Origin of the sequence: Nitrospira moscoviensis, assembly GCF_001273775.1 — a bacterium.
Lineage (GTDB): Bacteria > Nitrospirota > Nitrospiria > Nitrospirales > Nitrospiraceae > Nitrospira_D > Nitrospira_D moscoviensis.
Window position 1 is genome coordinate 1,451,618 of record NZ_CP011801.1, and the last position, 17,692, is coordinate 1,469,309.

Annotated in this window: 18 protein-coding genes; 2 read left to right on the forward strand and 16 right to left on the reverse strand. The window is 59.9% G+C overall.

All coding sequences use genetic code 11. The features are described from left to right. Window positions 1-10 precede the first annotated feature (10 nt). The 14 genes from NITMOv2_RS07110 to NITMOv2_RS07175 all read right to left on the reverse strand — a co-directional run bounded on the left by NITMOv2_RS07110 (window position 11) and on the right by NITMOv2_RS07175 (window position 14,032). A complete protein-coding gene (locus NITMOv2_RS07110; RefSeq protein ID WP_053379204.1) occupies window positions 11-2,131 on the reverse strand; it encodes a helicase-related protein in 2,121 nt (706 codons plus the stop codon). 81 nt (window positions 2,132-2,212) lie between these two features. After that, window positions 2,213-2,578, reverse strand: a complete 366-nt coding sequence (locus NITMOv2_RS22595; protein ID WP_083447835.1) for a toprim domain-containing protein — start codon at window positions 2,576-2,578, stop codon at window positions 2,213-2,215. Next, entirely contained in the window at window positions 2,572-3,183 is a 612-nt protein-coding gene (locus NITMOv2_RS07120; protein WP_053379206.1) for a CHC2 zinc finger domain-containing protein, read from the reverse strand. The genes NITMOv2_RS22595 and NITMOv2_RS07120 overlap by 7 nt, the downstream gene beginning before the upstream one ends. Window positions 3,184-3,281: 98 nt before the next feature. Further along, window positions 3,282-4,187, reverse strand: coding sequence for a hypothetical protein (locus tag NITMOv2_RS07125; protein WP_053379207.1), 906 nt, complete (start codon window positions 4,185-4,187; stop codon window positions 3,282-3,284). A gap of 8 nt (window positions 4,188-4,195) precedes the next feature. Continuing rightward, on the reverse strand, window positions 4,196-4,417 hold the full coding sequence (locus tag NITMOv2_RS07130) for a hypothetical protein (protein WP_053379208.1): 222 nt from the start codon (window positions 4,415-4,417) through the stop codon (window positions 4,196-4,198). Window positions 4,418-4,441: 24 nt separating this feature from the next. Beyond that, on the reverse strand, window positions 4,442-4,756 hold the full coding sequence (locus NITMOv2_RS07135; RefSeq protein WP_053379209.1) for a hypothetical protein: 315 nt from the start codon (window positions 4,754-4,756) through the stop codon (window positions 4,442-4,444). Window positions 4,757-4,788: 32 nt separating this feature from the next. Beyond that, window positions 4,789-6,315 carry an AAA family ATPase gene (locus tag NITMOv2_RS07140; protein WP_053379210.1) on the reverse strand — a complete coding sequence of 509 codons (1,527 nt, stop codon included), beginning with the start codon at window positions 6,313-6,315 and terminating at the stop codon, window positions 4,789-4,791. Window positions 6,316-6,361: 46 nt separating this feature from the next. Beyond that, window positions 6,362-6,871, reverse strand: coding sequence for a hypothetical protein (locus NITMOv2_RS07145; protein WP_238590486.1), 510 nt, complete (start codon window positions 6,869-6,871; stop codon window positions 6,362-6,364). 131 nt (window positions 6,872-7,002) lie between these two features. Next, a complete protein-coding gene (locus NITMOv2_RS07150) occupies window positions 7,003-9,258 on the reverse strand; it encodes an adenosylcobalamin-dependent ribonucleoside-diphosphate reductase (RefSeq protein ID WP_053379212.1) in 2,256 nt (751 codons plus the stop codon). A gap of 337 nt (window positions 9,259-9,595) precedes the next feature. Further along, window positions 9,596-11,260, reverse strand: coding sequence for a mercury(II) reductase (gene merA, locus NITMOv2_RS07155; protein ID WP_053379213.1), 1,665 nt, complete (start codon window positions 11,258-11,260; stop codon window positions 9,596-9,598). After that, window positions 11,257-11,640, reverse strand: coding sequence for a carboxymuconolactone decarboxylase family protein (locus tag NITMOv2_RS07160; protein ID WP_238590487.1), 384 nt, complete (start codon window positions 11,638-11,640; stop codon window positions 11,257-11,259). Before NITMOv2_RS07160 ends, merA begins: the two co-directional genes overlap by 4 nt. Window positions 11,641-11,778: 138 nt before the next feature. Then, on the reverse strand, window positions 11,779-12,132 hold the full coding sequence (locus NITMOv2_RS07165) for a heavy-metal-associated domain-containing protein (RefSeq protein WP_053379215.1): 354 nt from the start codon (window positions 12,130-12,132) through the stop codon (window positions 11,779-11,781). Between the two features lie 94 nt (window positions 12,133-12,226). Continuing rightward, window positions 12,227-13,579, reverse strand: coding sequence for a mercuric transporter MerT family protein (locus tag NITMOv2_RS07170; protein WP_083447837.1), 1,353 nt, complete (start codon window positions 13,577-13,579; stop codon window positions 12,227-12,229). A gap of 15 nt (window positions 13,580-13,594) precedes the next feature. Continuing rightward, window positions 13,595-14,032: a heavy metal-responsive transcriptional regulator gene (locus tag NITMOv2_RS07175; RefSeq protein WP_053379217.1), complete on the reverse strand. Its 438-nt coding sequence runs from the start codon at window positions 14,030-14,032 to the stop codon at window positions 13,595-13,597. A gap of 142 nt (window positions 14,033-14,174) precedes the next feature. On the opposite strand from NITMOv2_RS07175, the gene NITMOv2_RS07180 reads away from it, so the two are divergent. Both NITMOv2_RS07180 and NITMOv2_RS07185 read left to right on the forward strand, forming a co-directional pair. After that, entirely contained in the window at window positions 14,175-14,504 is a 330-nt protein-coding gene (locus tag NITMOv2_RS07180; protein ID WP_053379218.1) for a YnfA family protein, read from the forward strand. Window positions 14,505-14,656: 152 nt separating this feature from the next. Beyond that, window positions 14,657-16,138: a type IV secretory system conjugative DNA transfer family protein gene (locus NITMOv2_RS07185; protein ID WP_083447839.1), complete on the forward strand. Its 1,482-nt coding sequence runs from the start codon at window positions 14,657-14,659 to the stop codon at window positions 16,136-16,138. Between the two features lie 68 nt (window positions 16,139-16,206). On the opposite strand, the gene NITMOv2_RS07190 is transcribed toward NITMOv2_RS07185, so the two are convergent. Both NITMOv2_RS07190 and NITMOv2_RS23335 read right to left on the reverse strand, forming a co-directional pair. After that, complete coding sequence (locus NITMOv2_RS07190) at window positions 16,207-16,749, reverse strand: hypothetical protein (RefSeq protein ID WP_053379220.1); 543 nt, start codon at window positions 16,747-16,749, stop codon at window positions 16,207-16,209. Between the two features lie 176 nt (window positions 16,750-16,925). Continuing rightward, complete coding sequence (locus NITMOv2_RS23335) at window positions 16,926-17,597, reverse strand: MarR family winged helix-turn-helix transcriptional regulator (RefSeq protein WP_145976210.1); 672 nt, start codon at window positions 17,595-17,597, stop codon at window positions 16,926-16,928. Window positions 17,598-17,692 lie beyond the last annotated feature (95 nt).

Consider the following 17,692-nt stretch of genomic DNA (forward strand, 5'->3'; position numbering starts at 1 on the left):
ATGAAATGGGTCAGGCAGCGAAGAGACCGAGTTGCAGGGAGAGCTCTGGGGATTGCGCGTGAGCAGGCCCAGTTGGCGCGATGGCGACAGCTTGTTCCACGGCCGGTGATGTGGCCATGAGATGCAATGGGGGCTGAGGTGATGGGTCGCCGACGAGCTCCCGTTGCTCCTGATACGCGCGGGCGAGGTCGCGAAAGGCGTTTTCCGCGCTCATGAGCTGAGGGTTCTGGTCGAGGATGAAGCGGATCAGCCCGATGGTGACGTCGTCCTCTTGATTGAATGCGGCCATCGCGTGACTGGTGATGTCCCCCTCGGTGTACAGGCTGGCCTTGATCCCGCTGGCGATGAGGGACCAGGCCTGTTCCTGGGCCGTGCCGGCATACATGAGCGGTCGCACGTCGACGGGCTGCTGTTGTCCCGGCCGCCAGGAGCGGCGAGAGGCTTGCCGGACAGTTAGGATGTTGTAATCCGACTCGAAGAATCGCAGGCTGGGAAAATCCAGGAGATCGAGGCCGGTTTGCACGAGACGGGGATTACAGATCAGCACGTCCAGGCCGGCCTTCACCCAGTCCTCGATCCATTCCTCCCTCCGCTCGGCTTGCACAGAAGCGGTGAGCACCGCGGTGCGAAACCCGGCTTGCTTCAGAATCAGATGAAGGCGCGGCGTGATATCGCGCGTCCCCGTGTGGGTGCAGTACACGAGGACCCGGCGATGCCGGTTCAAATTGTCTTCCACTTGTCGGAGCAGCAACCGTTCTTTCGGATAATGGATGGATTCGGGTAACGGTGGGAGGAGGAACTTGACCTGTCCAAACTTGTTCGTAATCCGTTCCTCGCTCGTACAGCGGTCCGGGTAGGCCACCAGCGCCTGGATGACCGTCGACAGCAGATGCCCGTCGCGGGATTTCCTGGCTTCCCGGATCAAGGGTTTGGCCGCTTTGAAGAGCTGCTCGTAATTTTCCTTGAGTTGGCCTTCGAGCTCACAGGTCTCCACGTGCTCTTCATAGGGTGGGAGGGCGATGTCTAGGTCCTCCATGCGGAGGAAGCAGGCCTTGTCGACCAGTTGCGGGATCAGCCGAGGCGAGATCCCAGGTCGTTCCAGGACCGTGACATAGACTTTCCGTTTCGACTGACTTCCGTGCTCGACCACCTGGTCGGCCTCGATGGAGGTGGTGCGGGTCTCGCGGATGCCATAGATATCGACCCAACGGGATTCGTCGTGGAAACGATACGCCGACTTGAGGCCGGGAATGAGACGCCAGAGCAGGTAGAAGAGCGAGGTGCTGCGTCCGTTCGACAGCGTGCCCGTCAATCCGATGACACGGTCCGTGACCTGCATGAGGTTCGCAAAGGCGATGCCCTGGGCCGTGGCTTTGCCCTTCAGTTCGTGGATCTCGTCCACCACCAACGTATCAAACAAGGTCGGATGTTGCTTACAGATGTAATCGGCCAGGGAGTACCGGCGTGGCCCGTTCGGATCGAAGTCGTACAAGGGAGAGCGACAGTCGCGACATTGAGATTTGGCCGGCAAGGTCTCCGGTGTGAGGGGCGTATCGTCGGCATCCCGGATCTGGGCCCCACAGTGGGGACAGCAAAAGAGGTCCACCAATCCGTGCTCGCCCTTCCATCGTTTCAGGACCAGAGCTGGTTTCGTGGCATACGAGAGCTTGGCTTTTTCGCGGGAGATGATCGCAAAGAGGGGGAGATGGTTGCGGAGGGGAGTCCGGGCGATGAGATCGATGCTGCTGAGCGATTTCAGCTGATGGACCCGGGCGTCCGGCAGAATGCGTTTGATTTCCCTCTCCCACTTGCGGAGGAGATGGGGCGGCGCCATCACCAGCACGCGTCGGGCACCTCGGATGAGACAGGCACCGACCGAGGTGCGCGTCTTGCCGGTCGCCATCTCTCCGACGATCAGCGCGCCGCGATGCTGTTGCAGCACTAAGGCGGTCGCAGCGGCGACATCCGCTTGCGGAGGCCAGAGCGGTTCCTTGAGTTGATTCAAGATCGGCTGGGCCTGGATCCGGTGCTCGGGTCTGAAGGTAGGCCTCAGCTGCGAAGCGGCCGATTCACAAAGGCTGGCGCTGAAGGTCTCGATAAACGTCGTGATCGGAACCTGGCGCGTGTCCATGGCGTCTCCGTGCAAGATCTCGACTGAACAATTCTTGTGTTGTTACGCGAAAGTGGAGGGAACGCACGGCGAAGCTTGGTGCTAAATGCCGCTCTTGGTGAGGTGGAACGGCGAGATGCGGGTCCGAGTCTGAAGCAGGAGCTTATGGAGGTCCTTCACGCCTGCCTGGTGGTGCACTCGGACTTCCACGACGTGCATGCCCAGTCTGGTGACCAGCGCGATCGCTTCCTGCTGGGCTTTAGGACCCTTGTCAGGCTCGGGGTCATTGTCCAGCGCAAGGTACACGATCCTGGCATGGAGCCGAGTCAGGTACTCCGGAAGTTTGCCGACGTTGCCGATTCCATTCAGAGCACAGAGTGTGAACGTAGGGCCGCACAGAACATCGCCAGCCAAACAGTCTAGGATGCTTTCCGTGACGAGGACTGCCGCGTTCTGGCGCTTCAGGATCGCCCCATCGTGGCGCGAAGGAGTTCGTTCGGAACGTCATGGAGCGCTCGACATTCCAATCCGTGCATGACGTGGATGTTCGGGCTGGGAAGCGGGATGCCGATGTACGGGGTCTTGGCCTCGCCGCGGGCTATCCAAACCGCTCCGAGGTGGGGATGGTACGGGACCTTTCGAGAAACGAAATACTGCCGAATCTCCTCTTCTTTCTCGGGCGTCATACTTGCCTTGGCCCTGTGGAAGGCCTGCCGCGCCTGGTCGATGCGCCGCCGCTGTTCTCGATTCGAGTCTGTGCGGGATTGGCGCGGAGGGGGGCCGTCGACGATGGGATGACCGAGCAGCTTCCGCACCGCTTCAGGGAAAGTGAGGTGAAATTGCTGCTGGATGAATTCGATCACATCGCCGTGTGTGCCTGGGCCGAAGTCGTACCAGACCCAGCCGCTGTTGACGTAGGAGACGGAAAACGAGGGATGGCGATCGTCACGCAAGGGCGAGTGGAAGAGGGCATGGTCCTGACGGCGGGACACGGGCTTGTGGCCCAGTCCAATGAGCATCTCGATGAGATTGACCGAACGGGCCCGGCGGATATCGTCAGGCGAGAGCTTCATGATGAGTCGTGATCCTTTGCGTAATCCTGCGATGGAGGTCCCGGCAGGGAGGGTATTACTGCGAAGACGCCGTCGGATTGTGATTCGGCAACTTTCTCCTATTCGTCCTCCAGCGCGTAGACGCGCGACGGCTTCTCGACCAGCAGCGCATCCAGCTGGGACTTGATCGCTCGCATCCCTCCGCGAACGACCGTGGCGACGGATTCGTCCGTGCGGATGCGCGCCGGCTCCATCCCCGAGAGGAGGCCCTTGGCCTGATCGACGAGCTTTTGCAAGTCCAGATCCCGACTGAGATTGCGCGCGTCGAACCGGTTCAAAAAGTCCATCAGGTTGGTCACCGTACTGGCCCTGAACGTCTTGGCCTTGCCGTTGGCGTTGGGCGTGAGTCGCTCCATAAGGTGATCGACCAGTTCCGCCATCGCCTCGCGCAGGGTGGTCTTGGCTTCCTCAAGCATCTGCCTGACTTTTTTCGAGACGTTTTCCGTCTCACGCATGAGCAGCCGCTCGCTGAGGGCGCTCAGGGTTCCGGGAATGTCGAAGGTCAGATATTGGCATTCGAAAAGAAAGCCGGCCTTGACGGTGTCGACGTCCGGGTAATCGGCTGGATTGTAGAGGTCGGCCAACTTGAGCTGGGCTTCTTCTCTGCGCTGGGGGTAGACCTGGACAAAATAGTCAATCAGGCTCTCCCGTTTCTCTTTGAAGTTCAGGATCAGCTCGTCGACTTCTTCCAGCAGAGCGTTGGGGACGAGGTAGATCCCTGGCCGGAGGGAAGACGGCAGCGTATAGCTGGAGAGTTTCTTGCGGATCTGCGCGTCGAGCTTCGTGATGGCCTCGTATTCAGGACAGGCCAGAAGCGCCTTGGTCACCTTGACCATGGCGCGGTCGGTCTCGACGGCGAGCACATCCTGGTGAACGGTCCGCTTGATGCCGAGTTTCCGCAACGTGAGGACGAGGCAGACCGCGTTCTTCCAGAGTGCGGACAGGGTGGCTTGTGGGGTATCCATGGTGAACCTCATGCGCGATGTGAGTGGTGGAGATGCGAGTGATCGCCGTGCTGTTCCTGAAGCAGGCGTTCCGGCCGCTGAACGGATTCAGTGTGGCCGCCGGCGAGTTGGTTCAGCAGTTGGAGCAGATCATCCGCTTCCCGATGGTTGGGCATGCTGATGTCGTCCGTGGTGACCGTCAAGCTGCCGTCCTGGGCGATGTGCACATGAATGGCATCAGGTCTGTGCATGACCGGCTCCTTTCCCTGCCACGATCAAAACTTGGTGAGGACGAAATTGGATTCGGATGTGTCCGCGGATTCGAGGGTCCAGCCAAATCGGGACGCCACGCTGTCAAGAATCTGATGGGCATAGGATCGTTGCAGCGTCTTCACCAGTTCTTCCTGGCCTCGAGGAATCACGGCCGACTGGGCGGACACGAGGAGCGTGATTCCGTCGGGCGTCTGGATGCGCAGCGCCTCTCCCTCAGGGAGCACGGTCCAGCCGAGCCGTTCAGCGGCCTGTGTGAGGAGCGTCTGATCGGCGGCTTTGAGTTCGACGGTGGCGGTGGCGGTCATCCAGCAGGGCATGGGGGCCTCCTAGAAAAGGGAGAGCGATGCGCTTATGCCACGTACATGCGGAGGTTCGGTCCCTGAGCGGCCTCGGCCTTGTCCATCAGATAGGGGCCCGGGTAGCTGGCTGAGAGGTAGCGATAGTTGGCTTGCGAGCGCAGCTCCTTGAGCTGGTCCGCGGCGCGGATCGAGACGGGGATGATATAGGCGCTGGCTTCTTCCAGAGAGCATCCGAGTTGCCAACTCAGCTCGCAGCAGGTCCGGATCTCATCGCCCGTCCAGCCCTGGTCCGCCGGCAGGGCTATCTCGGCCGGGATCCGGAAGTGTCCGCGATAGATGGCCCAGATAGTCTCCCGTTCGGCCGCCGAGGGCAGATCGAAGAACATGACGCCGTATTTGAAGCGGCGGAGCAGCTCCGGCGGGAGGGCGCTGACATTGTTGCTGGTGGCGATGAAGAGGACATTGTCATCCGCGACGGCGCTGACAACGCTGAGCGCCTGGCGGAGCTGGCCTTCGGATTGGCCTACGAGCGAGGCTTTCATGGCGCCGAGGTCGAAGCAGATCGCGGGCACCCCGGCTTCCGTGCCGCTGGCCTTGGCCACCATGGATTTGCACGTCCCCGGGGGGCCGACGAAGATGACGCCTCTGGCCTTGTGATCCTGCATGTAGGTGAGCAAGGTGCCCAGCATAGAGACGGTGACGCCAGACGAGTCCTGATTGGAGGAGAGGGAGCCGCTGAACATTTTCTCGATTTCATCGAGGAAGACGACGGCCTTCGGCGGATCGTTGCCCTTGAAGAGTTTGGAGAGGAAGTCTTTGGCGGCTTGCACGCCGCCGATATCCTGGAACCGTTCATTCCCGCCCCACACGGAAAGCCCGGGCGTGGCGTTGATCATCTGCCGTTTCCGTTCCCACAGCCGCGCCAGGTTGATGCCGTTCCTTTTGCTGAGCGACAGGGCCACGACCTGTTCGGCCGGAAAGGCTGCGAGTCCTTGGAGGGCGGAGACGGCCTGCGCCATTGCGTCCTCGGAGGGCGGATTGATCTGCGCTTGGACGCATTGGTCCTTGATGATCGCGGCCAGTTGTTCCCGCCCCGGCAGCGTTTCTTCCAGGACCAGGAGATCATGGAAGAGTTCCGCGGGCACGTCGATCGTGGGTGCCAGCAAGACGAGGGTCGCTGGTTTGCCCTTGAAGAGGTCGCGCAGATTCCAGATGCCCTGCGAGACGAACTCGTTGCGGATGAAGCGATGGGCGTTGTGAAAGAAGACCACGCTCTTCGGGGGGACATTCGCGAGGAGCTTGAGGGTTTCCGAGGGATTGATCGTGACGCTGGCTTTTCCTGTTCCCAGCAGCGCCGCCAAAGCTTTTTCAGCCCCGCTGTTGACGGGCATGAGGCCCCGGCTGACGTCCCAGGAAAAGACGGGGTCTTCCTGGTCAGATCCAGGACTTCGCAGCCCGTAGGTCCGGATCAGGCCGATCGTGGCGGCGGGATCGGGTGTCGTGATGGCGAGGAGAGGAACCGAAACGCTGCGGGCGCGGACGAACTGCGCCACGAGATCGGGCATGGAAGTCTGCATGGCCTACTCCTTTGTGATGGCTTGTCGCGAGAGAGTAAAGAGACGGCTAGGTGGGGGAAGGATCGGATGATTGTGATGGTCGTAGCGCGGCTCGTTGGGAGGGTTCGGCCGAGCCGGACCGAGCAGGGGAGCCCGGTGTGGAGACGGGAGCGTTGACGAGTGCGGCGACCCGCCGCGCGTGCTGAATGAATGCATACTCATGTCCCTGCACGTAAGCCTCTTCGCATTGGTCGAGCAGCCGCATGATGGAAGAGAAGCGCGGATCGTCGCCTGTGATCCCGGAGGTGAGTTCGGCCAAACGACGAAAGCGTTTGAACCAGCGGTCCGGGCCGGTGAGCATCGGGGGATTGGCGGAAGTACTGCCGTCATAGCCGTGCGGATTGACGGTCCAGGCGGCGATGCAATGACCGGCTTGATCGACGGCTTTGACGGCGGTGATGTTGGCAATGGGGAGGGTGACCCCGGAATCGAGGTTGACTCGACCGTTGGTACTTGGGTCGAGGATCTCGATGATCCTGCCATCCTGCAGTCGGTCTTTGGCATCCCGGTACACCACGGTCCATCCGACTTGAAGCCCAACGTTCTGAGCCGTCCCTGGTGTCACCGCAGGCGTGTTGAGGGGAACGGACGGTGGTAGAGACTGGGGAGGCATGGCCGACCTTTCTCTCTCTATATAATGGTGAACCGTCAACTGCACTTGGTCCAGCCGCAGTGCCGGCAGATCAGACAATTCTCCTGCCGAATGGTGCCCTGGCTGCATTGCGGACAGGGAGGGAGTCCATTGCCGTTGTCTTTGACCAGTTGACTCATTCGGAGCGCTCGGATGATGGCGGCCGGGATGCTGGCGACCGATCCGTATCGCTGGTTGGCCTTTTCCAGTTGTTCGAGCAAGGCCTCCACCGGCACACCCGATCGTAAGGAGATGGAGAGCACTCGCGCAAACGACTCGTAGATTTCAGTGTTGCTGGCCTCGACGGGCGTGTGGATGAAGACCTCGAGCGGTCTGGTCTTGAAAGTCGAAATCGTGACGTACACATGACCATCGGTCGTCTTCACCTGCACCCGCTTTGCGTCTAAGACGTCCGGCAACTCGAACGGGTTGGCCACAGGGAGGTCCCCGTCTCGCACCTGGCTTGTTCCGTTCGAGGACAGGCTCCCATTGCTGTCCGCCTTGCCCAGATTAAGGACCTGGCTGGTGCGGCTCCCATCGCGGTAGACGGTGATCCCGCTGCAATCGAGTTCCCATGCGAGCACATAAGCGTGGCGGACGTCTTCGACAGTCGCCGTGGAGGGCAGGTTGATCGTCTTGCTGACCGCTGTGTCGCTGAACCGCTGCCAGGCGGCCTGGACTCGGACATGCTGCTCAGGGGTGAGATCGTGGGCCACTGTAAAGATCTGTTGCCAGTGGGCGGGAACTTCCTTGAGCCCCTGGCAAGACCCGTGATTGGCTACGATCCTGTCGATGAGGTCGTCGTGCCACCAGCCCTCCCGCCTGGCCGTGGTTTCGAAGAGGTCGCACAGGTAAGGGAGCTTCCTCCCTTCGAGGACGTGCTTGAACCAGACCAGCGCGAACTCGGGCTCACAGCCGGCACTGGTGTCGGCGATCATACTGAGGCTGCCTGTCGGCGCCACGGTGGTCACGTAGCTGTGCCGGACCTGCCTTCCTTCCTGTTCATGCTTGCTTCCCTTCCACGCGGGATACACGCCTCGTGTTTTGGCCAGTTGCTCTGACGCGCGCCACGCCATGGCTTTCATCTGGTGCGCGATCCGCTCCGTCAAGCGTATGGCTTCTTCGCTGCCGTAGGGAAGGCCCAACGCCATCAACAGGCGGGCATACCCCATGATCCCGAGGCCGATGCGGCGGGTCTGGCGCGTCATGGCGTTGATCTGGGGAAGCGGATGGTCGTTGGCATCAATGACGTTGTCCAGGAATCGAACCGCGAGGCGGATGGTCTGGTCTAGACTCTCCCAGTCAATCTCGTACTGACCATGGCCTGGCTGGATCCGAACATGTTTCGCTAAATCGATGGAGCCGAGTGTGCAGGCATCGAAGCCGTGTAAGGGAACCTCGCCGCACGGATTGGTGGAGACGATCTCGCCCATGGCAGGAATGGGACAGGCCCGGTTCGCGCGGTCGATGAAGAACAGCCCGGGATCGCCGGTCTTCCAGGCTTCCTCGACGATGCGATCGAAGACCAGCCGTGCGAAGACTTCCTTGACGGGGTGTTTCGTGCGGGGATTGATCAGGCTGTAGGGCTTGTCCTCCTTGACCGCGTTCATGAACTCGTCCGTGACGGCCACGCTGATGTTGAAGTTCCGGATCTGGCCGTCCAGCGTCTTGCAACTCACGAAGTCTAAGATGTCCGGGTGCTGGACATGGAGAATTCCCATGTTGGCCCCCCTGCGGGTTCCGCCCTGGCGCACCTGTTCGGTGGCGCCGTCGATGATCTTCATGAAGGAGACCGGGCCTGACGCGACGCCGCCTGAGCTCCTGACGCGATCTCCCTTCGGACGCAAGTTGGAGAACGAAAAACCGGTGCCTCCCCCGCTTTTATGGATCAACAAGGCTGCTGTGACGGCATTCCCGATGGACTGCATGTCGTCCTCGATGGGGATCACGAAGCAGGCGGAGTACTGCTTGTGGGCGCCGGGTCGACCCGCGTTCATCAAGGTGGGGGAATTGGGCAGGAACGTGCGAGAGGCGAGCATCTGGTGGAACTGTTCCTCGACAGACGCCACTTCCTCACTCGTCGCACCATACAGGGTCTCGACCGTGGCAATTTCGCAAGCGACTCGCTCCCAGAGTTGATCGACGGTTTCAATGATATGCCCCTCGTCGTCTTTGGCCAGGTACCGCTCGCGGAGGACGGTGAGCGCGTTTTCCGAGAGCGGCATGCTTTCGGGAGTGGCTTCGTGAACGGAATTGGTTCTGTGCTGCGTCATGAGTAACCTGTCGTTGTGGTGAAACTCTGAAGGCCTCTACTCAGAATTACTTCTGGTGCGTGCCAGCCGGCTATTTGGAAACGTCAAGATTTCGGAACAGGTGGCCGAGCCGCTCTCTGATTCAGACCTGAGTGCTGGGGAATGGTCGGGCGGTGTGTTGAGCCGGAGGAGGTGGCTGAAGTAAGACGGTTCTAAGATGTTGGCGGTGTGGGGTAGTCGAGTAAGATGGCGGGGATGTGGATGGCTTGAAGCCTGACTCCTGGGCCTCGGCAGCTGAATTCGCGAGAGCAGCAGCGAGTGTTTAACCCCTTGCCTTCTTCTGGCTATGCATCTCTGTTCAGGCTGCGCAGCAGGACAACTTTGTCACGTCCTTCTTGAACGTCAGCGCGGCGAGCTTGAGGCCTTCTACCATGGTCAAATACGGATGAAACGTATCCGCAAGGTCTTGGATGCTTAGCCCGAACCGAATAGCCAGCGTCGCTTCCTGGATCACTTCACCCGCCTCTGCCGCGAGCACGTGTGCGCCAAGCAATCGGCCTGTCTCATCTTCGGCCACCAGTTTGATCAGGCCTTTGGTGTTCCGGGATGCCAATGCACGCGGGACATGATGGAGAGGCAGGACGGCGGTTCGCACACCCCGTCCCTGTGCCGTGGCTTTCTCTTCCGTCAGCCCAACACTGGCGATCTGCGGATCAGTGAACGTGACGTGCGGCAAGGCCGTGAGATCGAATACTCTCCCGACGCCGCTGAGGGCATTCTCGGCCGCCAGTCCACCGGCATACGCGGCCACATAAACGTACATAGGATTGCCAATGCAATCGCCGGCCGCATAGATGTCCTGATTGGTGGTCTGCAGGTGTTCGTTCACCACGATCTCGCCCTTGGCTCCCAGCCTCACCCCGGCTTCTTCCAATCCGAATCCGATGGTGTTGGCGTGCCGGCCTGTGGCGACCAGCAGACGCTCCGCCCGGCAGATCTTCGGTTTCCCGTTCGCTTCGGTGTGCACGAGATATTCGCCATCTCGGCGTTCCACCCGGCTGATTGTGACGTTGGTACAGATCTGGACTTTTTCGTCCTCCAGGTAGCGCACAAGCGCCTCACCAATCTCAGGCTCCTCTGCTCTCGCCACGTGCGGACCGGATTCCAGTACCATGACGCGGACACCGAACCGTGTAAAGAGCTGCGCAAGCTCCAAGCCGATGCTGCCGCCCCCGATGATGACCATCGAAGCCGGCAGAGCTTCCAAGCTGAGCGCCAGCTCACTGTCAAGAAACCCAGCTTCTTGAAGCCCAGGAATGGGCGGCACCAAGGGGTGAGAGCCGGTCGCCACCACGATCTTGTCCGGTTCGTAGACTGTGCCGTTCACACGGACACGGCGCCCGCCCAAGAGCCGAGCTTCTCCCCTCAGGATCGTTATGGTGGGATATATGGCGGCGACGTCGACATACTTTCCCTGGCGCAACGCAGCGACCAGTTCATCTTTCTGCTGCACCACCCGCCGCCAGTCTGAAGGCGGCGGACAGGCGTTCAGCCCTTCAAAGTTCGGGTAGGCGGAGTGATAACAGAGTTCAGCGGCCTTAATGAGTGTCTTCGATGGCACGCAGCCGATGTTCACACAGGTCCCGCCGATCGTCCCTTTCTCCACGATGGCGACCCGCGCCCCGAGCTCGGCGGCTTTGATTGCCGCGGCAAAGGCGGCGGATCCCCCGCCGATAGTGAGTAAGTTGTAGTCCCGTCCCTCGGACGTCGCAACAAGACGAGTCGGCTCAAGCGGGCGGCGCTCCACAATCACGCCATGATAGCCCGCTTTGTGGACGGCATCCACCAGGAGGTGATCCCTGACCTCGGCGCTTGCAACGACAGTCGCCTGTCCCGTCCGCCAGGAGCCAACCTGCGCCGTGTCGACCCCAGGGACCGTTTTCAGCGCTTCGGTGACATGCCGCGCGCAGCCGTCGCAGGTCATACCCTCTACCCGTAATGCAAAATGGAACTTGCTACTCATGATTCATCTCCTGAATGGATGCAGCAGGCCGTGATTGGGGTTGCTTGAGGCCCGCTGTTGCAGTCCTTGTACGCCGCATATGCTTTCAGCGCCCATTCTTCGCCCGGACAGCCCTGCATGGTTATGGCGACCTCGAGGAATTCAACCAATTCCTCCCGCGAAATGCCCTTGTCGACCGCCATCTGGACGTAGGCCCTGACACAGGGCTCACATCGGATCGCGATCGAGATCGCCATGGCGGTCAGGAGCTTGTACTTGGCCGCCACCACCGCATCGCGATACGCCTCCTGCCGCATGCGCAATAGGCCACCGGTAACTTTTGGGCTCAACTTTCTCAGCTCACTAAACAGCTCGGCACTAACGGTTGTCCCATGATCCACGAATAGTTCCTCCATTCCTTTCTAATATGTCCGGCACGGAGCGAATAGCGAACATATCCAGGCTGCCCCCACGAGTCCTGTCCACTCCAAGGAGGATGTTGGGGGGTGACTTCTTGGCTGTTCGCCATCGACTACCAGCTATTTCTGCAGCAGGCGAGCCTTGTACGGCGACAGCGGGCTGCCCGCCCCTTCGATGGCCTTGATCAACGCTTCCATGCCCACCTTCTCCGGATCGAACGTCACTGATGCACGGGCGTCTGAATAATCGGAGAAAAAGATCCACTTTTTTCCCAACCTGACCTCAACCGCGCTGACGCCCGGGACCTTGGCGAGAGCGGCTTTGACGTCCTTGACGCAAGCCCCGCACGTCATGCCGTCGATCTGCATAGTGACCGTCTGAACTCCCTGGTTCTCAGCCGAAAGACTATGGAACTCAGTCAGCGCAAGCATCATCACCCCGACAAGGAGACCTATCCGGATCACTTGCCACATGCCTGATCACCTCCGTTCAAAAGAGAGCTTAGAGCGAATAGTCGTGCCGGCCGCATCAGGTTGAACGCTCATTCATCACGCGTCATCCCCAGTCTCACAAGGCTAACCAATAGGGCGCCAAGACCAACACCAGTGCCAGGGCCGCTATCAGCCACAGCCACGTCCGGTTCAGCCCATTCACTGATCGAGCACATCCCGCCTCTGTCGCGCACACGGATGAAGGTTTCCGGTACGCGTGATAGAAGCTGATGCCAAGCAAGAGCAGCGTCAGTCCGACAAAGACAGGCCGGTAGGGCAGCAGCGCTTTCAGGAACCCGGCTGTGCTGGCCAGAGCACCTGTGGCGCCGACTCCGACACCGAGTGCGGCGAACACCAGCGGCCCGATACAGCACACGGAGGCCAAGAACGCTGCGACGAGCCCGGCGATCGAGGTACTCGCCACCGTTCCCGTTGCCGATAGTCCCGCGTCATGGCTTTCCAACGGATCAAGGTTTGAGCGAGACGGCGTGGCGAGCAGGGGCTCGAAGATGGCCTTACCGATATAGAGCGTCTCACCGAGGCTTATCACTGACCCAACGGCATTGGGTTGCTTCCGCAGCCATTTCTCAACGTGCGCGGCCGAACAAAAGAAATTGATGGCGGGGCACGCGGAGGCTGCGACGGGTCCCTCTTGTATCGTGCCTGCCCACACCAAGGTGTCGGATGGGCTGTGCGCGACGATCGTTTGGTCGCGCACCGTGATGGCGATGGCCTTGGCGCAGGACGCACAGGAAGACGTGATGGACAGATCACGATGTAACATGAACGCCAGACCCAAGGCATCAATCGCGCACTGCGCATAGACAGGTTTCGCTTCCGACCACTGGTCAAATTTCACCACATGCGGCGTCGGAACCGACGAGAACGGATAGGCGAGACGGATCATAGAGGACTCCGGCTCCAGGCTCAGCATGTCCCATGCATCGAGGCGCTGCAGAATGGTCTTCGTGCCGTCCGGAGTCAGGCCAAGCGCCTGGCTGATCTCCTGTACCGTTGGCGACCGCCCTTGAAGAGGATACTGGGCGAGGATGTACCGCCGAACCGCGTCTTCCTGAGCGCTCAGCTTGTGCTGATCCCATCCCAGCATGCTCCCCGCCATTGAGGCCAGGGTCTTGGCTCGGTCGGTCGCAGTCGGCACAATCATGCCGCCCTGCTCGGTGCGGCCGGGGATCTGATTGGCCTGACTTTGGTTCACGTCGGTTTCACAACAGCATGCTCTTGTCATTGGACCTTCCCTCCCTCGTCCCGTGTCTTCATGACGTCGCCTTCGAGGCGTTACTCCGCCTTCAGTGTCGACGCTCCGTGACCCAGTGCATAGGCAGCCAGGCTTTGTCAGGATGTTGTCCGACCAGCCGCGACCAGATTCGACGAACGACAACCAACGGACAAAAGCCCAATCATTCTTCATATGGACACATGATCGCTACCTCCTCTTTGTGGCATGAACCGTTCCCGCCTTCTCTCCCTCGAGACTTTGCAAGATTGGACAATGATCGGTCGGCTGCCCGGCCCGGCAGGTGCGGATCAAGCGTTGCAGCGCCGTCGCAAGCGATTGCAGGTCGCGCACTTTGGCTTCCACGTGTTTCAATTTGGCCTCCGCTTTTCGTTGGACATCACCACAGCGGGCCTTCGAACTGACCCGGAGATCGAGGAGTTCCTCGATCTCATGGAGCGTGAAGCCCAACGTCTGCGCATTCTTGATGAACCGCAGCCGCCGTTGAGAATCTCTGTCGTACAGCCGGTAGCCAGATGGGAGTCGTGATGTCGGACCGAGCAAATTCAGTCGCTCGTAATAGCGGATCGTCTCGATATTCACGCCCACCTGTTTCGCGAACTGCCCGATCTTGAGTTCGGTTGTCATATGTACCTCATCGGTCACGATACACCCTGTACCATAGTACGGAGTCAAGGAGCTTGTCTGGGACCTATGGAATTTGAGACAAGTCTCCGGAGCAACGCGGGGAGCGATATATCCCATATCGTCATCAGGAGGGAGGAGTTTGATGCCTATTTCTGTATCACTTGGGCTGTTTGTACTCGCTGGCGTGTGCGAAATCGGCGGTGGCTACCTGGTCTGGCTGTGGTTTCGCGAGGGAAAAGGCATAGGCTATGCCGTGGCCGGAGCCGCAATCCTGATTCTGTATGGAATCATTCCGCCGTTCCAACCGGCACACTTCGGACGTGTCTACGCCGCGTATGGAGGGATGTTTATCGTCCTGTCGCTTCTGTGGGGCTGGGCAGCCGATGGAAATCAACCAGACAGATATGATGCATTCGGAGCCATGGTGTGTCTCATCGGGATGGCTATCATCATGTATACCCCTCGAGGGTAAGAAACAGGCCACTGCGTTTTTGAGGGGCCACATACATGTGTGCCGACAATGGAGGAGCGAACAGAACGTGCGCTCGTCACGTTTTCGCCGGGTGGTTGATCCTCCGTGAGAATTGCCAACACCGGTAGTAATCCAGTGAGGGGGACCTCGCCATGTCGGTATCGAACAATGAGGCTGCGAAAATAGCTTCTTCGTTGGAGCTGCTCCGTGCAATCAACAGCAAGGGCAAAGCGCGACCGGTTCATCCGGACCTGACGTTGTTGGGCTTCGGCGCGAATCTCGACGACATCCGGCAGGAAGGCATCTTTGCGATCCGGGATGCCGATCGGAGCGGCCATTTCGGGTGTCTTGGAACAACGCGGGTGGGCAAGACGCGTCTGGTGGAGAATATCGTCGAGCAGGACATCAGGAAAGGCTACTCAGTGGTGGTGGTCGATCCAAAGGGCGACATCGAGCTGTTCTCAAAAATCGTCCAAACAGCGGCCGAGTGCGGACGGTTGGATGAATTGATGCTGCTCACGCCAATCTTTCCCGAGGAGTCGGTCTACCTGGACCCGTTGTCGAGCTACTACATGGAAGATGAGCTGGTGAATCACATCGTGTCGGGGATCAAAGCGCGGGAGGATTTCTACATTGCGATCGCGACGCAGGTGGCCCAGGTGGTCGTCTCGGGGCTGATCGTGCTTGCCAAGGCGAAGGGGATCCCGCCTCAGATTTCCTTCTACGATGTGAAGCTACGGGTAGGGCACAAGGATCTGATGCAATTCCGCGATACGTTGCAGGCGCTGCCTGGCACGGAGGAACTCTGCCTGGCCATCGATCAAATCACGCACGGTCCCAATATGCAGGACTTTTACGCGAAGGTATCCGCGTCGCTGCAAACCATGTTGTCGGCTCTCACGTTCGGTACGACGGGACGGATTATCGGCAAGGCGAAGACGAATGAATTCATTCGCCGGCTGGAATCCGGGAAGCGCGTGATCATGGTCTGCAATACCGGGACGCTGTTGACGCGCCGCACGGCGCATATCATCGCGAAGGTCTTCATCTCCATGATTCAGAGTCTGGTGGGCCGACTGTTTGCCTCAGGGCGTGCGCTCACTCCCCCCTTGTGCCTGCACATCGACGAGGGCCATAACGTGCTCTATCCGGATATCAAAGAGCTGTTCAATAAGGGCGGCGGGGCCAATATCTGGATTCATCTCTATACCCAGTCCCTGGCGCAGATTCAGGAGGAAGTCGGTCCCTACGCAGCGCAGAGCATTATGGACAACATCAACTCCTGGGCCTACTTTCTCGTGAACCACCCGGAGACGGCGCAGTATGTGGAGGATTCGACGCCCCTGGTGACCAGGCCTGAGCCGATTATTTCCGTCGGCGGAGGGGTGACGATGAGATTGGCGGAGCAGCGGCAGGTCCTGCGCGATCGGGTGATGTCTTTGCCGAAACGCTGGTTCTATTTCCGCACCTACGGGCAGACCTATAAGGGGCAAACTTTGGATACTACACCCCTCTATGTCAACGTGAAGTTCCCCGTGATCAGTCCCCTCATAACGGCCGAGTCCCCGCCGACTTCACCGGGCGCCACCAAGGGGCGGTCCAGCTGCGATGCCGAGAGAGCCGAAAGGGCCTGAGTGAATAGGTGGTGGACAGGTGAAGCGCGACGGTGAAGCCCAGGAGTCCAAGGCGCATCCGCACCTCATCATGTCCAGGGTGGACGCCCGCCCTGCGCGGCTGAGTTCTGTGGGTCCTGGTCCAGGCCCTTACGCAGGCTTGATGAAGTGGATGAGGCGGTCTTCTCAAGCTTGAGCGGCCGGGCGTCGACCGGATTCCCTTTCCAGTCGCTCCGTACTTTGTCGAAGACCCAGCCTCCCTTGCCGAGATCCTCGACTGCGAGCCGGCCGGCGAGATAGTTTCCGACCCGGATCACGTCATCCAATTCATCAGCAAACGCGACGAGGATGAGCGTCCCGGAGGGGGCCACGAGGAAGAACGCGCGGCTGTCCCGGTCTTTGGTCCGTCCGCGCTGCGCCTCGATGATGTCCCCCACCGAAGCGGCGAACGCTCCGGTAACCTCCGCATGAAACCGGCCTTTCGGTTTCCGCTCGACCGGCACAGGTTCCCAATGGATTATCTGTTGTGTGAAGTCCCATGTGACCCGAGCGACGAACGCGGGATCCTTCCGTAAGACGGTCGCGTGAAAGGTAAACACGAATCGCGTCGGGCTCTTGCCGGGGGCGATCATCGGTCCCGCTCTTGCAGAAGTGCGAGGGGTGCATTGGTGAGGATTAGGCGGAAGATCATGGTAACGCGGGGTCCAAGCTACAAACGTATTACGGCTTGGCGAAAAGTGGCTCAGGCATCCCGGACACCGGCGAAGGAAATGAAGGAGGTCGGTTCGGAGCGGCAGAGAAATCGTGGTTAGAGAAGGGAGGGAGGTGGCGGCTGGTCTGTGTCGGAATGTTCTGGGCAGTTGATCTGCAGGTCCCGACCGCCAAAGGGAGCCTCGACGAAGGCGCAATGGTGCGGTCTGTCCGGATTCTCGGGGTATTGCATAGACCGGAAGTGCCGGCAGGTGATACACATCAGGCTGATGGGGATCTTCTTGGTCTCCTGAAGCTGCAGAATGGTGTGGAGCAGGTCGACGTAGAGTTCTTCCTGGGTGGAAGGACTGAGGGATTCAAGGACGGAGTCGAGTGCATGGGGCCATTGGATGAGGTGATGGGCGACGAGCGCCCCGGCCGGTTGAAGGGTCACCAGCATGTCTCTTGAGGGGAGTTCGGTTGCATGCGCTTCAATGAGACCCTTGAGGACCAGTTGTTGGATGGCTTCATCCAGGCTCGCGCACCACACATCGAGCGCACGCGCGAGGCTGCTCCGGAACAGGCTGTGGAGTTGCGATGCCATGAGCAGCGTGAGGATTTGCTGTTCGATCAGCGAATAGGGGCAGGATTCGGGTTCTTTGGCGGCCTGGTTATAGAGGCTGATTTTACTGAGGGCCACCCGGATGCGCTGCAAGAGCGAAGAATGCGGGAGCGCAGCGTTGGCCACTTCGTTGCAGGCAGAGAGCGGTGAAGCGTCAAGACAGTCCATAGGGAAAAGTGGCTCTGGGAGAGGGTTTATACCATTGTGATGGTGCATGGTTCTTATACCAGCAAGATAACACTCCGCGCACCTGGACATTAGTA

What these genes read in the sequence shown, in the direction of transcription:
- NITMOv2_RS07110 (WP_053379204.1), bottom strand. Translation starts at nt 2,131, where the DNA reads ATGGACACGCGCCAGGTTCCGATCACGACGTTTATCGAGACCTTCAGC.
- NITMOv2_RS07120 (WP_053379206.1), bottom strand. Translation starts at nt 3,183, where the DNA reads ATGAAGCTCTCGCCTGACGATATCCGCCGGGCCCGTTCGGTCAATCTC.
- NITMOv2_RS07125 (WP_053379207.1), bottom strand. Translation starts at nt 4,187, where the DNA reads ATGGATACCCCACAAGCCACCCTGTCCGCACTCTGGAAGAACGCGGTC.
- NITMOv2_RS07130 (WP_053379208.1), bottom strand. Translation starts at nt 4,417, where the DNA reads ATGCACAGACCTGATGCCATTCATGTGCACATCGCCCAGGACGGCAGC.
- NITMOv2_RS07135 (WP_053379209.1), bottom strand. Translation starts at nt 4,756, where the DNA reads ATGCCCTGCTGGATGACCGCCACCGCCACCGTCGAACTCAAAGCCGCC.
- NITMOv2_RS07140 (WP_053379210.1), bottom strand. Translation starts at nt 6,315, where the DNA reads ATGCAGACTTCCATGCCCGATCTCGTGGCGCAGTTCGTCCGCGCCCGC.
- NITMOv2_RS07150 (WP_053379212.1), bottom strand. Translation starts at nt 9,258, where the DNA reads ATGACGCAGCACAGAACCAATTCCGTTCACGAAGCCACTCCCGAAAGC.
- merA (WP_053379213.1), bottom strand. Translation starts at nt 11,260, where the DNA reads ATGAGTAGCAAGTTCCATTTTGCATTACGGGTAGAGGGTATGACCTGC.
- NITMOv2_RS07165 (WP_053379215.1), bottom strand. Translation starts at nt 12,132, where the DNA reads ATGTGGCAAGTGATCCGGATAGGTCTCCTTGTCGGGGTGATGATGCTT.
- NITMOv2_RS07170 (WP_083447837.1), bottom strand. Translation starts at nt 13,579, where the DNA reads ATGAAGAATGATTGGGCTTTTGTCCGTTGGTTGTCGTTCGTCGAATCT.
- NITMOv2_RS07175 (WP_053379217.1), bottom strand. Translation starts at nt 14,032, where the DNA reads ATGACAACCGAACTCAAGATCGGGCAGTTCGCGAAACAGGTGGGCGTG.
- NITMOv2_RS07180 (WP_053379218.1), top strand. Translation starts at nt 14,175, where the DNA reads ATGCCTATTTCTGTATCACTTGGGCTGTTTGTACTCGCTGGCGTGTGC.
- NITMOv2_RS07185 (WP_083447839.1), top strand. Translation starts at nt 14,657, where the DNA reads ATGTCGGTATCGAACAATGAGGCTGCGAAAATAGCTTCTTCGTTGGAG.
- NITMOv2_RS07190 (WP_053379220.1), bottom strand. Translation starts at nt 16,749, where the DNA reads ATGATCGCCCCCGGCAAGAGCCCGACGCGATTCGTGTTTACCTTTCAC.
- NITMOv2_RS23335 (WP_145976210.1), bottom strand. Translation starts at nt 17,597, where the DNA reads ATGGACTGTCTTGACGCTTCACCGCTCTCTGCCTGCAACGAAGTGGCC.